General features: G+C 63.4%; 16 protein-coding genes. 6 read left to right on the forward strand and 10 right to left on the reverse strand.

Features of this window, described 5'->3' with window-relative positions:
- Positions 1-102: 102 nt before the first annotated feature.
- Together JO965_RS06820 and JO965_RS06825 are read right to left on the reverse strand one after the other, a co-directional pair.
- A complete protein-coding gene (locus JO965_RS06820) occupies positions 103-651 on the reverse strand; it encodes a sigma-70 family RNA polymerase sigma factor (RefSeq protein WP_203442935.1) in 549 nt (182 codons plus the stop codon).
- Complete coding sequence (locus JO965_RS06825) at positions 648-875, reverse strand: NepR family anti-sigma factor (RefSeq protein ID WP_246776768.1); 228 nt, start codon at positions 873-875, stop codon at positions 648-650. Before JO965_RS06825 ends, JO965_RS06820 begins: the two co-directional genes overlap by 4 nt.
- A 339-nt stretch (positions 876-1,214) precedes the next feature.
- Between JO965_RS06825 and JO965_RS06830 the strand changes: the two genes are divergently transcribed.
- The 3 genes from JO965_RS06830 (at position 1,215) to JO965_RS06840 (ending at position 2,717) form a co-directional block, all read left to right on the forward strand.
- Entirely contained in the window at positions 1,215-1,373 is a 159-nt protein-coding gene (locus tag JO965_RS06830) for a DUF3309 family protein (protein ID WP_203442936.1), read from the forward strand.
- 206 nt (positions 1,374-1,579) lie between these two features.
- A complete protein-coding gene (locus tag JO965_RS06835) occupies positions 1,580-2,143 on the forward strand; it encodes a group 1 truncated hemoglobin (protein ID WP_203442937.1) in 564 nt (187 codons plus the stop codon).
- A 391-nt stretch (positions 2,144-2,534) separates the two neighbouring features.
- Positions 2,535-2,717, forward strand: coding sequence for a hypothetical protein (locus JO965_RS06840; RefSeq protein WP_203442938.1), 183 nt, complete (start codon positions 2,535-2,537; stop codon positions 2,715-2,717).
- Positions 2,718-2,761: 44 nt separating this feature from the next.
- Here JO965_RS06840 and JO965_RS06845 read toward each other — a convergent pair whose 3' ends face one another.
- The 4 genes from JO965_RS06845 to JO965_RS06860 all read right to left on the reverse strand — a co-directional run bounded on the left by JO965_RS06845 (position 2,762) and on the right by JO965_RS06860 (position 5,632).
- On the reverse strand, positions 2,762-3,016 hold the full coding sequence (locus JO965_RS06845; protein ID WP_203442939.1) for a hypothetical protein: 255 nt from the start codon (positions 3,014-3,016) through the stop codon (positions 2,762-2,764).
- A gap of 196 nt (positions 3,017-3,212) precedes the next feature.
- The gene (locus tag JO965_RS06850; protein WP_203442940.1) at positions 3,213-4,475 is read right to left on the reverse strand and encodes a hypothetical protein; all 1,263 of its coding nucleotides are present in this window, start codon (positions 4,473-4,475) and stop codon (positions 3,213-3,215) included.
- Between the two features lie 246 nt (positions 4,476-4,721).
- Positions 4,722-5,255 (reverse strand): SRPBCC family protein, encoded by a 534-nt coding sequence (locus tag JO965_RS06855; protein WP_203442941.1) that lies wholly within the window; start codon positions 5,253-5,255, stop codon positions 4,722-4,724.
- On the reverse strand, positions 5,252-5,632 hold the full coding sequence (locus JO965_RS06860) for a helix-turn-helix transcriptional regulator (protein ID WP_203442942.1): 381 nt from the start codon (positions 5,630-5,632) through the stop codon (positions 5,252-5,254). The genes JO965_RS06855 and JO965_RS06860 overlap by 4 nt, the downstream gene beginning before the upstream one ends.
- A gap of 244 nt (positions 5,633-5,876) precedes the next feature.
- On the opposite strand from JO965_RS06860, the gene JO965_RS06865 reads away from it, so the two are divergent.
- A complete protein-coding gene (locus tag JO965_RS06865; RefSeq protein ID WP_203442943.1) occupies positions 5,877-6,689 on the forward strand; it encodes a nickel-binding protein in 813 nt (270 codons plus the stop codon).
- Positions 6,690-7,034: 345 nt separating this feature from the next.
- Here JO965_RS06865 and uvrB read toward each other — a convergent pair whose 3' ends face one another.
- Together uvrB and JO965_RS06875 are read right to left on the reverse strand one after the other, a co-directional pair.
- Positions 7,035-9,740: an excinuclease ABC subunit UvrB gene (gene uvrB, locus JO965_RS06870; RefSeq protein WP_203442944.1), complete on the reverse strand. Its 2,706-nt coding sequence runs from the start codon at positions 9,738-9,740 to the stop codon at positions 7,035-7,037.
- A gap of 47 nt (positions 9,741-9,787) precedes the next feature.
- Positions 9,788-10,843, reverse strand: a complete 1,056-nt coding sequence (locus JO965_RS06875) for a DUF808 domain-containing protein (RefSeq protein ID WP_203442945.1) — start codon at positions 10,841-10,843, stop codon at positions 9,788-9,790.
- Between the two features lie 203 nt (positions 10,844-11,046).
- Here JO965_RS06875 and JO965_RS06880 point away from each other — a divergent pair, with 203 nt between their 5' ends.
- Positions 11,047-13,227: an esterase-like activity of phytase family protein gene (locus tag JO965_RS06880; protein ID WP_203442946.1), complete on the forward strand. Its 2,181-nt coding sequence runs from the start codon at positions 11,047-11,049 to the stop codon at positions 13,225-13,227.
- Between the two features lie 188 nt (positions 13,228-13,415).
- On the opposite strand, the gene JO965_RS06885 is transcribed toward JO965_RS06880, so the two are convergent.
- Entirely contained in the window at positions 13,416-13,646 is a 231-nt protein-coding gene (locus JO965_RS06885) for a hypothetical protein (RefSeq protein WP_203442947.1), read from the reverse strand.
- 182 nt (positions 13,647-13,828) lie between these two features.
- Positions 13,829-14,218, reverse strand: coding sequence for a DUF3775 domain-containing protein (locus JO965_RS06890; RefSeq protein ID WP_203442948.1), 390 nt, complete (start codon positions 14,216-14,218; stop codon positions 13,829-13,831).
- Between the two features lie 236 nt (positions 14,219-14,454).
- Here JO965_RS06890 and JO965_RS06895 point away from each other — a divergent pair, with 236 nt between their 5' ends.
- Positions 14,455-15,225 (forward strand): C13 family peptidase, encoded by a 771-nt coding sequence (locus tag JO965_RS06895; RefSeq protein WP_203442949.1) that lies wholly within the window; start codon positions 14,455-14,457, stop codon positions 15,223-15,225.
- Positions 15,226-15,356: the final 131 nt, after the last annotated feature.

The raw sequence follows: 15,356 nt of genomic DNA on the forward strand, positions 1-15,356 counted from the left end.
GCCCCCACTTTTGGGATGGATTCGATGCTTGCATGGAATTATCGGCGCACCCGATCTGGACGCGCCGATTGTTTTTTCTAAGATTGAGACGGCAGCTTGCCGTCAGGCGACCGCGTGCATCACCGAGAGAGTGACGCGGTCCGGGCCGAGATCCTCCTCCATGTCGGTGAAGTGCATCAGCTCGGCCAGCCGGTTGCGGGCGCGGTTGACGCGGCTCTTGATGGTGCCGACCGCGCAGCCGCAGATCTCCGCCGCCTGCTCGTAGGAGAAGCCCGAGGCGCCCACCAGCAACAGCGCCTCGCGCTGGTCGTGGGGCAGGAGGGCGAGCGCGCGCTGCAGATCCTCGAAATCGAGATGGGGCATCTGGTCCGGCTGCACCGAGAGGGCGGCCGCGTATTTGCCGTCCGCATCCTCCACCTCGCGGCGGCGCTTGCGGTATTCGGAATGGAACAGGTTGCGCAGGATGGTGAAGAGCCAGGCCTGCATGTTCGTGCCGGGCTGGAAGCGGTCGATATTGGCGATCGCCCGCATCAGCGTCTCCTGCACGAGGTCGTCGGCGCGGTCCACGTTGTTCGTGAGCGAAATGGCGAAGGCGCGCAGGTTCGGCGTCGCCTTGAGCATGGAGTCGCGCAAGTCGGTATCGATACTCATGATTGCTGCTTTTCTCCCTTCACGCCGTCGAGCCGATTGATGATCTCGATGAAGCGGTCCGGAACCGGCTGCTCGCCCAGCGCCAGCGCGTCATAGAACTGGCGCAGCCGCTGGCCGATCTGGGCCTGGACCGAGCGGCTCAGGACAGGGGACGAGGATTTGTGGAGGCCGGGAACGGGTTCTGGATCGTCGTGGGGCATAAGGTTTGGATTCTTTTTCTGCATTGGGGTGTCCTGGTCCATCGAAGGGAGCGACCTCCCGCAGGGGGTCGCACTGACAGCGGCACCCAATCGCCGAGGAGGTAACGTCAAGCCAAGGTGATCGTTCCGCCACTGGGCCTACCCCTTCGTCACTCATCCACAGGCAAAAGAGCCGGGAACTTTTTCCCTTACGGCCAAGTTTTCCTGGCACATCGTGCGGAAAAGTGGATCCGGTTTTCCGCACCCAACGATGGGTCGATTTAGATTGAGCATCGGATCAATCCCAAAAGTGGATTCCACTTTTGGGCCCGATGCTCTAGCAGAACGCCGCCTCGCGGCGGCATTTGTGAAGGGAGTATTTCCATGGCACTCAGCACCATCCTGCTCATTCTCATCATCCTGCTGCTCATCGGCGCCGTGCCGGCCTGGCCCTATAGCCGCGGCTGGGGCTACGGCCCGAGCGGCCTTCTGGGCGTGATCCTGCTCATCCTCATCATCCTGCTGCTGATGGGACGGCTCTGAACATTCTGATGACGTGAGGCAATGAGGGCGGCCTTGGGCCGCCCTTTTGTATTCAGAAACCGTCGCGAATAGGGGCGTTGTCGAACCAGGTCTGGTGTGCCGGACAGGATCAGAAAAATCCACGACAGGCCGGAATAAGGATGCCGCCTCAGGCGTCCCAGCTACTGTCAGCAGGTCAGAGGTTCCCATGACCGAGGAGCCGGCACATGAAACAGCTTTTTTCGACACACCTAACAAGACGAAGCGCAATCTTGGGGATCGCGGTGACCGCCGCACCAGTGGCGTTGACAGGGGCGGACAGCGCCTATGCCCAAGCCAGTCAAACCGAACCCGAGAAGAAGCCCGAGAAAAGCCTCTACGAGCGGCTCGGCGGCGTCTTCGCCATTGCGGCGGTGGTGGATCACTTCAGCGACGCCCTCGTGAAGAACCCCGTCGTCGGCCAGAAGTCCAAGAACCCGCGGCTGCGGGAATGGCACACGAAGAACCTGGAAAGGCTGCCCGGCCTCAAGTTCATGCGGACGCTGTGGGTCTGCCAAGTTTCGGGCGGACCCTTCGAGTTCACAGCCACCAAGCCCGGCTCGACGCCACTTGGCCTGGAGGAGGCGCACCGGGACCTGCGGATCTCGCCTGCGGAATTCGATGCGGTTGCCGCGGAGCTCGGACGGACCCTGGATTTCTTCAAGATCCCGAAGCAGGAGAAGACTGAAGTCCTGGCAGCCTTCGCGGCTCATAAGGACGAGGTCACGACGGGCTACGTCAAGCGCGGCTGAAGCTGTGTTTCTCGGTCTTGACGAGGCCGATGATCATCAAGGCCGGCGAGCTCAGCTCAAGGGCCTTGCACCATCTCGAAAATGATGGTCGCGAGCGGCACCGCGCTGGCGAAGGCGAACGCGAGCGACATAAGCAGCGTCATCGGCTGGCGCCGGAGGCAATCAGCCTCCCAGCGGCGAGGCGAGCGCCGCCACGACCACGATGTCCAGAACCATGAATGCCGACATGAAACTCAACGCCCGACCGCGCCGCAGACTCTCAGCATATCGGGTATGAGTTCGCTTCATCGGTGGGCTGGTCAACGAGGAGCAAGCAGGCCCGGAGAAAAGAGCCCCAAGGCCGTAACCTATCTGAATGCCCATCCGGGCGGGCTGGTCTAAGCTGCAGCCCATGAGCAAGTTGGAGTCGGACCGACATAGGACGCATGTTCGCCACCGCTCGACGCAGCTGGCGCTCAAGCTGACCCGGCGGCGGATCGAGGAGACCGAGCGCGTGCTAGATGAATCCCGCAAGCTGCTTGAGCAGCCGATCTATCCGGAGGATCCTCGAACTGTCCCCAAGCGTGATCAGTGAGGCCCTGCGCGCGAAATAATCGCCCGCGTCATGTCCGGAACCCTTTATGAAGTCAGCGGGTTTTGCGGCTCCGGCCCTTCCTGGCGGGCGATCTCGGTCAGGATGATCTGCCGGTGTCTGTGAAACTCCTCCAGGGTCCGTTCGTAGTTCTGAAGCAGTTTCATGGCCTCTGTGACGTCGTGCCCATGGTTGGCCAGGCGCTCGATCAGGGCAACCTGCTCGCCCACGCGCTTCTCGCCCTCGGCGATGTCGATATCCGCCTTGGCGAGCTCCTCGCGTTTTTTCCAGGCACGCGGCATGGCGCTGTCGATCATGCGCCTGATTGCGGGCGCGCGCCACGAATTTCGCGAAGGACACTCTGTGGGAACGGTGAAGTCGAAGCGCGTCCTCTATGTCGACCTGACCTAGACCGCGCGATACTCCGGCACAAAGTGACGTCAGCCTGAGGGCTTCTAACATGGTCAAAGCAGGCATCCCTAAAGGCCAGGGAGCTTGCTACTTTGAGTCTTGATGGACGAGCCGCTGATCATGCGCCTCCGATGCAGTCTCCTGCTCTGAAGGGGCCGAGAACAGTGGGATCTTCATACCTTGCGCCAAGTATGGCACGCCGGCCGTGTAGCCCGTACCACGCCGCATACCAAGCATGCGCATCGCAAGATTATGGTGCGTCTTGCGCCACTCTATGATTGCGGCCTCGAACGCGCTCATCGCCTCGAGAAGATCGGTGAGTTTGTCGGAGGACAGGGACGCATCAGCGATCGCCTCCTCCAGTGTCGGCTCGCCAGCGAGCACACGCTCGCGCACCTCGGGCACGGCGTCGTAGCCTGGCCCGGCCAAACGCTCCGGATCGGGCCGCCGGCACAGACTCTCAAGGGTCTTGTAGCTGCGTGACTGGATCGCGCTCGCGCCATCGGTGTACTCGCGGAAGGTCATGAAGGCCTCCGGCTGCATCGTTGCCACGAGAGAGAACAGCGGCGAGGCCTCCCGCATCGCCCACTCGGCCCCGCGCACCGCGCTCATTGTGCCGCCAGCATCGCCTGCCTTGACCCTCACGATCGCCGCACGCAGCTGGACGGCGATGAGCGAGAAAGTCGTCTCGTAGCACTGAAGCACGCGAACGAACAGGTTCTCGTCGTGCATCGTGTAGACAGTCAGAAGCGTCACGGCGAGCATGCGGTGCTCCTCTGCGGTCTGCTCGGCCTCGACACGGGCGCACAGTGCGCGTGCTGTCTCGATCGGGTCATCGGCCTCGCTGGTGGCATCGATGCCCAGGCGCATCATCGCCGTGCGCAAAGCTCGCAGGCCCAGAATGCAGCGCTTCATTGTGATCCGTCTCTCTGGGCGCAGGAGCGGAAGCAACTCGGTCGCTCCGTCATGGGCCGCGATCTCGAAGCGCAGTAGGTCGGCGACCAGCAGCATAATGAGCCGGTCACGCTGCCACTCGGCATGGGAGGCATCGAACTCGAGCGAGGCCTGCTCCGTCACAGTCGGCAGCGGTAGGTCGTGAACCGCCAAATAGCTTGGGTTGTCGAAGCGCCCGTCGTACTTATCGAGCGCGGTGTTCAGGAAGCGGCGCAGCGCGTCTGCGCCCTCAGGCAGTGCCGCACGTATCTTGGCAAGGGCCGTGAGTAACTCGCCAGCGACGAAGTGTTTGCCGACCCGGCGGAATTCGGCAATGACCGCCTCGAATGGGAACGCATCGGCGACTGGGTCGGCAAGCCAATGCTGCAGGTCGACCATAAGTGTAGGGTTCGGCATCGCGCGCCTTCGCCTGTGGATTAATCCTGGGCGTACGGTGCGGCATCGCTCGCCTTGCGTCTGTGAACGCCATCACAGTCCGAATGGTTATCGCTCATCGGTAGCCGGACCGAGCTGCAAAGGCGTAAAATCCACCGTGCCCTTCATGAGGCGACACGATGGGGTGAACACCACATGCACGTGAGTATCCGATGTCAGTCGGAGCCCTACCCGGCCGAACCGGGTAGAGCCTTTTCGTAAAAACCGTCAGCTCGGAATCCGCTGATCGTACTCGCTCTTCAACCGACCCCAGTGATCCCAGAACGGCTCCGGCACCTCGCCGGCCACGCGGGCAGCCAGGATGTCGAGGTGGGCGTGCCAGCCAGCGCTGACATTGAGCAGGATCGAGCGGTCGGGCACGCGGCGGTGGATGAGGGTGAGCAGCACTTCGGAGCCCTTCCGTTCCAGCTCGAAGGAGACGCCGCCGGTCGAGCCCCAGGTGATGGCGAGCTTGTGGGGCGGATCGAGCTCGGTGATCCGGGACTCCATCTTATGCTCCTCGCCGAAGCCGGGCGGGCGCTGTCCGGGCGGGTTGGTGAGTTCGTCGTTGCGCCAGACGAATTCGACCGGCGCTCCAAGCTTCAGCTCCATCTCGCCCGCCGCGAGCCATTGGCGGCGCAGGTCGCTCTCCGTGAGATAAGCCCAGATGCGCTCGATGGGGCCGGGCAGAAGGCGCTGGATCGTCAGCGTGGCAGGATCGGTCAGCACGCCATAGGCATTCCGGGTCGCGAGATCGGTCATTCGTCGTCTCCTTTGGTGGTTGGGGACTTCTTGGGCGGGGACTTTTTGGCGTCCTCCTCGCGGAGGAGCCGCTCCAGCACGTCCAGACGCTCGGTCCAGAAGCGTTCGTAGATGCCGAGCCACTGGTGGGCGGTAGCCAACGGTCCAGGGTCGAGGCGGCAGACATGGGTGCGGCCGCGGACGTCGCGCCGGAGGAGCCCGGCATGTTCCAGCACCTTGATGTGCTTCGAGGCGGCCGCGAGCGAGATCGCGAAGGGTTCGGCCAGCTGGCTCACCGTGCGTTCGCCCTCCGCGAGATCGCGGAGCATCCGCCGCCGGGTGGAATCGCCGAGGGCGTGAAAGACGGTGTCGAGCCGGGATGTCTGTAATTCAACCATGTGGTTGAATATAGACGTGCCGATTTGGATAGTCAACCGATTGGTTGAATGATTGGCGCTGCCACTCTCCGCTTTCCCCTCTCCCAAACGGGAGAGGGAGAACCGCCTCGTTCGACCAGCGCTCACCCGGTTGCATCACCCCAGCCCCTCCCCACAAGGGGAGGGGAAAAAGCACGGGCACGGAAGAAGCATCGCCGCGTCCGGCTAAACCGTGTAAATTACGCCGGGGGCGCAGGAGGCCACGATGCCAATCTTCCTGGACCGCCACGAGCTGAGAGGCCTGACCGCCGCCGATATCGCCGAGGCGCATCGCAAGGACCTGGAGGTGCAGGGACGCTACGGGGTGCGGTTCCTGACCTACTGGTTCGACGAGGCCCGGGGAACGACGTTCTGTCTCGTCGACGCGCCCGACATCGAGACCGCCATGCGGGTGCACGACGAGGCCCATGGGGCCATCGCCTGCGAGGTGATCGAGGTCGATCTCTCCGCCGTCGAAGCCTTTCTCGGCCGCATCTCCGATCCCGCTCCGACAGGGGCGGCCGCCAGAGGAGCGATCGATCCGGCCCTGCGCGCCATCATGTTCACCGATATCGTCGATTCCACCGCCATGACCGAGCGCCTCGGCGATGTGCGCGCTGTCGAGATGGTGCGCGCGCACGATGCTATGGTCCGCCGCGCCCTGCACGACAAGGATGGGCGCGAGGTCAAGCATACCGGCGACGGCATCATGGCCTCCTTCGACGATGTCACCGACGCCGTCGATGCCGCCCGCGCGATCCAGCGGGCCTTCGAGGCCTTCAATCTTGCAAGCCGCGAAAAGCTGCGTGTGCGCATCGGCCTCGATGCCGGCGAACCGGTGGCCGACCACAACGACCTGTTCGGTGCGACCGTGCAGATGGCCGCCCGCCTGTGCCAGAGCGCCGAGCCCGACACCATCGTGGTGTCGGAGATCGTCACCAGTCTTGTCGCTCCCCGCTTCTCCTTCGTGGATCTCGGGAGCCGAAACGTGAAGGGTTTCACGCATCCGATCGAGGCGTTCGCGGTGAACTGGCGGTAAGGGCAGGAACACGTGTCATCCCCGACGAGCGAAGCGAGGGAAGGAGATCCATTGAGACGAGTAAAACACTGTCATTCCGGGGCCGCGCAGCGGAGCCCGGAATCCATAAACACGACGTCTCAAGAAAGGGTGAGTAGCGTTAAGCCTCTTTTCCGCAATGTCAGCGGATATGGATTCCGGGCTCTCGCTGACGCTCGCCCCGGAATGACAGTGGCGAGGCTTGAGCGCCAGATCCTGCACACGATCCCCGACTTCCGCTCATGCTCCGTCCGAGATGGCGCCCAAACAAAATGCCCAGCACGCGGCCGGGCATGTCATCTGTTCAACAATGGAGCCGAGAGTGGCTTATCGCCCCTTGCGGCCCTTGTACTTTGGCTTCTGCCCGGCGAATCCTTGCGTCGAGCGTGCGGCCGGGCGTTCGCGGTAGTTCAGCGGGACCTCGCGGTCCGTGCCGGGTCCCATCTCGTCGAGGCCCGGCTTGCGGATGCGCGTGCCCTCGTCCGAGCGGCCCTTGCCCGTCGGGCCGTAAGACGCGGAATCCTTATCGCCTTCGCTTGCGCCGTCGCCTGAAGGCGGCAGGCCCTTCGGCGGCAGGTTGGCGTTGCGTCCGTATTTGCGCGAGCCGCCATAGCGCCCGGCGTCGCGCTCCACATCGGCCTGCCGCGCCATCGGATCGTCGCTGATTGCAAGCTCGGTGGCCTGCAGGCGCTTGAGCTCGTCGCGCAGGCGTGCGGCCTCCTCGAATTCCAGATTCGCGGCCGCTTCGCGCATGCGCTTTTCCATATCGGCGATGACGGCCTTGAGGTTGTGGCCGACGGTCCTGTCGGCGAGGCCGGTATCGACCGAGACGTGATCGCGCTCGTAGACGCTTTCCAGAATGTCGGCGATGTTCTTCTTCACCGATTGCGGCGTGATGCCGTGCTCGGCGTTGTAGGCAAGCTGCTTCTCGCGGCGGCGGTTGGTCTCCGCGATGGCACGTTCCATCGAGCCGGTGATCTTATCGGCGTAGAGGATCGCCTTGCCTTCGACGTTACGCGCTGCACGGCCGATGGTCTGCACCAGCGAGGTCTCGGAGCGTAGAAAACCTTCCTTGTCCGCATCGAGAATGGCGACGAGCGCGCATTCGGGAATGTCGAGACCCTCGCGCAGCAGGTTGATGCCGATGAGCACGTCGAAGGCGCCGAGACGCAGGTCGCGGATGATCTCGATGCGCTCCAGCGTATCGATGTCCGAGTGCATGTAGCGCACGCGGATGCCGTTCTCGTGCATGTATTCGGTCAGGTCTTCCGCCATGCGCTTGGTGAGCGTGGTCACGAGCGTGCGGTAGCCGTTCGCAGCAAGCTCCTTCACCTCGTGCACGAGATCGTCCACCTGTGACCGTGCGGGGCGGATCTCCACGATGGGATCGACGAGACCTGTCGGACGGATGACCTGTTCCACGAACACGCCGCCGGTCTGCTCCATCTCCCATTTCTGCGGCGTCGCCGACACGTGGATCGATAGCGGACGCATGGCGTCCCATTCCTCGAAGCGTAAGGGACGGTTGTCGAGGCAGGAGGGCAGGCGGAAGCCGTATTCGGCAAGCGTCGCCTTGCGGCGGAAGTCGCCGCGATACATGCCGCCGATCTGCGGCACGGTCACATGGCTCTCGTCGGTGAAGACAAGCGCGTTGTCGGGCAGGTACTCGAACAGGGTCGGCGGCGGCTCGCCGGGCTTGCGGCCGGTGAGATAGCGCGAATAGTTCTCGATGCCGTTGCACACGCCGGTCGCCTCGATCATCTCGAGATCGAACTGCGTGCGCTGCTCCAGGCGCTGCGCTTCGAGAAGGCGACCCATGCGGGCGAGTTCCTGCAGGCGGTGCTGCAGCTCGTCCTGGATGCCCCTCACGGCCTGCTGCAATGTGGGGCGCGGCGTCACGTAGTGCGAGTTCGCATAGACCTTCACGAATTGCAGGTCGTTGGTCTTCTTGCCGGTGAGCGGATCGAACTCGACGATCGATTCGATCTCGTCGCCGAAGAGGCCGATGCGCCAGGCACGATCCTCCAAGTGGGCCGGAAACAGCTCGATCACGTCGCCGCGCACGCGGAACGTGCCGCGGGCGAAATCGCTCTGGATGCGCTTGTATTGCAGAGCCACGAGATCCGCGATGAGTTGGCGCTGCTCGATGCGCTCGCCGACCTTCACGGAGAAGGTCATGGCCGTATAGGTCTCGACCGAGCCGATACCGTAGATGCATGACACGGAGGCGACGATGATCACATCGTCGCGTTCGAGCAGCGCACGCGTCGCCGAGTGGCGCATGCGGTCGATCTGCTCGTTGATCGAGCTTTCCTTCTCGATGAAGGTGTCCGAGCGCGGCACATAGGCCTCGGGCTGGTAGTAGTCGTAGTACGAGACGAAATACTCAACCGCATTGTCCGGAAAGAACGATTTGAACTCGCCGTAGAGCTGCGCGGCCAGCGTCTTGTTCGGCGCGAGGATGAGGGCAGGGCGCTGCGTCTCCTCGATCACCTTGGCCATGGTGAAGGTTTTTCCCGAACCGGTGACGCCGAGCAGCACCTGATCGCGCTCGCTACGGCGCACGCCATCTACTAATTCGCGGATCGCGGTGGGCTGATCGCCCGAGGGCGTGAACTCGGATTTGATCTTGAACGGAATGCCGCCTTCCGACTTCTCGGGGCGGGACGGGCGGTGCGGCACCCAGAGCACGCCGTTCTTGAAGCGTGGATCGCCCTCGGTCAGAAGCTTGGTGAGCGCATCGACCGTGGCCGAGACGCCGGAGCCGGAGGACATGTCGCCCAGCTCGTCGGCCACGTCCGGCCCATCGTCGGGACCTTTCAGGCCAAGCTTCTTGGCGAGCGCCGGGTCGACATCGGTGATGTCGCCATGGATGAAGGTTTCCTGCGCCCGCTCAGCAAAACCCTCAGCTGCCTCCCGTTCCCGGTTCACCGCCGGGTTGAGAAGTTCTGCCAGATGAGGGGCCAGGGGCTTCAGATCAGGTTTGGACGCCTTCCCGGTGGAAAGCTTGGGCTTCTTGGGTGATTTGGCCATAGAACGAATATGGTACGAATAGCCGGGGAATGGAAGAGTGCAGACGGTTATACTGTATGCTTCTCCGCCTCGCGTTTCCCCCGTCGCAAGGCCTTCACGAGCGGCACTGCGACGAAATGGATGAGGGGGATCAGGAGGGCACCGAGAAGGAGCCCGAAGAGTCCGGCGGCGGTGGCCGAGACCAGCCATTCGACTACCCCGCCGAGGCTCGGGACCGCGTGACCCGCCGCTGCGGCGGCATCGTGGATGACGTGGCCGAGATCGGCGAAGCCGTAGCCTTCGAGCCCGTGGATGATGATGCCGCCGCCGACCCAGATCATCGCGGCCGTGCCCACGATGGCGAGGAGCTTGAGCAGGACCGGCATGCCCTTCACCAATCCGCGCCCGAACACTCTGGTCACGGGAGCCAGGAGACGATCCGTATGCAGCGGAGCACTCGTGCTCGGGCGCCGCAGCAGGCTCGACATCGGCCTGTCGCTGCGGGCGAGCGCGACCCCGGCATCGTCCGCCTTCACGATCAGAGCGACGCCGCCATAGACCAGAGCGGTGATGCCGATGCCGACGACGGCCAGCACGGCGGCCTGCATCCAGGTGGATACGGCCGGCACGCTGGCCAAGGTAATGGCCATGATCTCGGCCGAGAGAATGAAGTCGGTCTTGATCGCGCCGCTCACCTTCTCGTCCTCGACGCTCTGTGCCGTCTGGGTCGCTGCGCCGACCGCCCGTTCGTGCTCGTGGGCGCCATGCGGAAACAGCGCCTCGAACACCTTCTCCGAGCCCTCGTAGCAGAGATAGGCGCCGCCGATCATGAGCAGCGGCGTGATCGCCCAGGGCGCGAACAGGCTGAGGAGCAGTGCCGCCGGCAGCAGGTAGATGAGCTTGTTCTTGAGCGAGCCCCAGGCGATCTTGCCGACGATCGGCAACTCGCGAGAAGCGGAAAAGCCGGTCACATAGCGTGGCGTCACGGCGGCATCGTCGATCACCACGCCGGCCGCCTTGGCACCGGCCTTGGCGGCCTGGGCGGTCACATCGTCGAGGGACGCCGCAGCGACCTTGGCGAGGCTCGCGATATCGTCCAGCAAGGCGATCAGGCCGATACTCATGGAGGCTCCTGTCGAAAATCGTCTCAGTGCGAGGTTTGGCTCAAGCGGTAAGAGCTATCTTTTGGCTTCGGTCTCGACAACGCCCGAGCGGTAATTTCGGTGCAAAACGGCCCCGCTCGATGCGGCCCGCCATCTGTCATCGGCCCGTCATGAGACGGGCGCATGACGATCCGGCTAACCTTGACCGTCTTGCGGGGAATCCCATGCATCGCTCCCTTATCGCCGGCTCGCTTGCCGCCGCACTCCTCTCCGGCACGGCGCTCAGCGCCTCCGCCGCAGAATATTTCGACCGTATCGCCAGCTTCCCCATCACCTTGAACCTGCCGAAGGACGGGGACCAGAAGGCCGACACGGTGGCGGAGATCATCACGGTGAGCGAGGACGGCACGCTGCTGATCTATACCGACAGCCCGCGCAAGGCGCTCGGCTTCATCGACATCACCGACCCGGCAAATCCCAAGGCCGGCGGCTCGCTTGCCGTCGGTGGCGAGCCTACATCGGTGAAGGTAGTGGGCGGGAAGGCCTATGTGGCCGTCAACACATCCGAGAGCTTCACGAATCCGAGCGGCAAGCTCGTCACCGTGAACCTCGCCGAGCGCAAGGTTGCTGCGGAATGCGCTCTGCCGGGCCAGCCCGATTCGGTTGCCGCCAATGCGGGCGTTCTTGCCGTCGCCATCGAGAACGAGCGCAATGAAGAGGTGAACGAGGGTGCGATCCCGCAAATGCCCGCCGGCGCGCTGGTGGTCGCTTCTCTCAATGGCGGCAGCCTCGATTGCGCGGCTCTCAAGACTGTTGCTCTCACCGGCCTTGCGGCTGTCGCAGGTGAGGATCCGGAGCCGGAATACGTGGATGTGTCCGAGGACGGCAAGATCGTCGTGACCCTGCAGGAGAACAACCACATCGCCATCGTCGATGGAAAGACCGGCAAGGTCGAGACGCATTTTTCCGGAGGCAGCGTGGATCTGAAGAACATCGACACCAAGAAGGACGGCAAGATCGAACTGACCGGTTCGATGGAGAAGGTCGTGCGCGAGCCGGATGCGGTGCACTGGATCGACGCCAATCGCTTCGTGACCGCGAATGAGGGCGACTGGAAGGGCGGCTCGCGCAGCTTCACCATCTTCAGCAAGGATGGCAGCGTGGCCTACGAATCCGGCGCGAGCCTGGAGCATGAGATCGTGTCGCTCGGCCATTATCCCGACAAGCGCAACAAGAAGGGCGTCGAGATCGAAGGCGTCGAGACGGGCCGGTTCGGCAACGACAACCTGATCTTCGTCGGTTCCGAGCGCGCTTCGGTCGTCGCCGTTTATCGCGACACCGGTGCGACGCCTGAACTCGTGCAGGTTCTGCCGACCGGCATCGGTCCGGAAGGGTTGATTGCCATTCCGTCGCGCAATCTCTTCGTCGCCACCAGCGAGACCGATCTGCACGGCGATGGCGGTGCTGCTCCGCACGTGATGATCTACCAGCGTGCAGAGCGCGCCGCTCCGGCCTATCCGACGATCCGCTCGGGAAAGAACACCAACGGCCTGCCGATCGGCTGGGGTGCGCTTTCCGGTCTTGCCGCCGACAAGGCGCAGACCGGCAAGCTTTACGCGGTGACGGACAGCGTCTATGGCGGCGCACCGCGCATCCTCACCATTGACGCGACGAAGAAGCCGGCACTGATCACGGGTGAAGCGCTCGTGACCCGCAACGGCGCGGCGGCGGAGAAGCTCGATCTCGAAGGCATCGCGACAGCGTCTGACGGCTTCTGGCTCGCCTCCGAGGGCAATCTCGAGAAGGGCGTCAAGAACCTGCTCATCCGGGTCGACGCGAAGGGTGCGATCCAGGAGGAGATCTCGGTTCCGGCGGAGCTCGAAAAGGGCGCGAAGAACTACGGCTTCGAAGGCGTGACCGTCACCGGATCGGGCGCCGACGAGATCGTGTGGCTCGCGGTCCAGCGCGAATGGGCGGACGACGGCAAGAACGCCGTGAAGCTCCTTGCCTACAAGCCGTCGGACAAGAGCTGGAGCGCCGTGCGCTATCCGCTCGACAGCACGGATGCTGGCTGGATCGGCCTGTCCGAGATCACGGCGGCGGGTGATCGCGTCATTATCATCGAGCGTGACAACCAGATCGCCGAGAAGGCGAAGCTGAAGAAGCTCTATGCCGTTTCGCTTGCCGACATGAAGCCCGTCAAGCTCGGTGGCGAGTTGCCGCTCGTGCAGAAGACGCTGGTGCGCGATCTCCTTGCCGATCTGAAGTCCGGGAACGGCTACGTGCTCGACAAGGTCGAGGGCTTCATCATCGATGCCGCGGGCGACGCCTATATCGTGACCGACAACGACGGCGTCGACGATTCCTCCGGCGAGACGCAGTTCCTCAAGCTCGGCAAGCTGTGAGACTGAAAGGCCTTGAGGAATTTCTAACAGTGAGGAGTGGGGCCGAGGCCCCACTTGCGATGGATCGGTCGCGCGAACGGATTTCCCGAAACGGCTTCAGGGACTCAATTTGCTCGCTGAGGATTGGGGGGCGGCCTTCCGTGTTGCGATCCGCATGGACGAAGGCGGGACAAGGTAAGAGGTTGGGGTCAGGCGGTGAACGCCGTCGGACCCCGCAGATAGGCTTCGATGCGGTCGATCTCGACCTCGGTTTCATCCGGCGATGCGGATGGTTGCACGTCCTGCTGCGTCTCGGTGAGGGGCTGTTCCTCTACCGGGTCGTTGATGGGTGTAAGGTCGTTCAGGGCTTTGTGAACGGCCTGGAGCAGCTCACTTTGCACGTCGTCGTCCGGACTCTCCGGGGGCAGGTGCGGAGTCATCACATCCTCCTTTGGGAGTAGGGTGAATTATCAGCTTGATCCATGTCACAAATAGGGCGCCGTCACTGTGCCGTCGATGCCATTTGCGTGATGGCGACAGCCATCAACCGTTGTTCCGGAGTACCTCGGTCGACGGCTCGAAGGCGGCAATCTGTTGATGGGATGATGGGTTTGTCAGCGCCTCAGGCGCAACTACGGCCCATGGCGTTGAGGCCTTCGTCCAGCAGCTCGGCCAGGTTCGGAATGCCGATGAGCCAGTCGGCGGTGGAGAGCGAGCTTGAGGCCTCGCGCTCGCGGGCGAGGCGCACGGCGGCGCCCCATTCCTCGGGCTCCATGTCGCCGCGGCCGATATAGACGAGGGCGATCAGGTCGGCGCGCTCGTCGTCGTTGAGGCCCGCGATCACGTCGCGAAGCTCGTCCTCGGTGGCGTCATCCGGCGAGGAGGTGAGGGAGTCGATGCTGCCGTCGTCGATAGGGTTCGAGCCCGAAGCCGGATCGGTGGGGCCTTCCTTCACGTCGATGGCCCTGACCCGGAGAATGAGTTCGCAAACCTTATCGAGCGCGATATCCATGTAATACCCTCTTGGGATGACCAGTGACGTGCCTGACAGGGAAACCCGGAAGAGAGGATTCGGTTCAGCCTGCGCATCGTGCGGACCCAGAGGGTCGCGCTCAACGATGCGCTCATCAAAGAATGAGCATCGGATGGATCCCAAAAGTGCAAATCCACTTTTGGGTCCGATGCCTTGGTGGCTCCTTGGCTTTCGCTGGGCGCTGCGCGTAAGGTAGCTCGAGGTTGGGGTATACCATGCACCGGTTGATCGCTTTTTGCCTGATTGGGCTCTCTCTCGCCCTCGGTCCTTCTTATGAGGCTCACGGGCAGACAGCTCGCCGGGCCGAGCCTGTCAAACTGGCCCCGCAACGTCCCGGGCAGGTCGATGTCTACATCCTGTCCTTCGGGCTGTGGGGTCCGCAGAGCGTGTTCGAGAGCGAGGCCAAGGGAGCGGCGCGCATCCTCGAGGGGCAGTTTGGTTCCAAGGGGCGCTCCATCGTCCTGTTCAATACCAAGCGGCGCGCCGGTGCGACCGCGCAAACTCTCGTTGCAGCCACGCGGGCCGTGGGCCAGACCCTCGATCCGGCCGAGGATATCGTGGCGTTGGTCCTCACCTCTCATGGCGCACCGGAAGGGATCGGTCTCGTCGCCGGACGCAATGCGAGCCTGATGACCCCATCCGATGTGCGGGCGCTGCTTGATCAAACCCGGGCGCAGCACCGGGTCGTGATCGTCTCCGCCTGTTATTCCGGCGTTTTTGCCCGAGAGCTGGCCGATGCCCGGACCCTCGTCATCACGGCCGCAGCGGCGGACAAGCCCTCCTTCGGCTGCCGGGACGGTGCGACCTGGACCTATTTCGGCGATGCCTTCTTCAACAAGGCCCTGCGAGGCGAGCGTCGCCTGGACGTCGCCTTCGAGAGAGCCCGCGGACTCGTCACACAGCGCGAGCGGCGCGAGGGTTTCGACCCTTCCAATCCGCAGATCGCCGGCGGCTCCCAGGTGCTGGAGCGCCTCGGCATCCGGTAGCATCGGACCCAAAAGTGGAATTGCACTTTTGGAATCCATCCGATGCTCCTTTTCCTGCTAGGGCATCGCGTCCATCAGGCAGCTTGACACTTTGGCCTGAAGGAATAGGGCAGGGTTCGCACCTCCTCTTT

The sequence above is a fragment of the Microvirga sp. VF16 genome (genome assembly GCF_016864375.1).
Classification (GTDB): domain Bacteria; phylum Pseudomonadota; class Alphaproteobacteria; order Rhizobiales; family Beijerinckiaceae; genus Microvirga.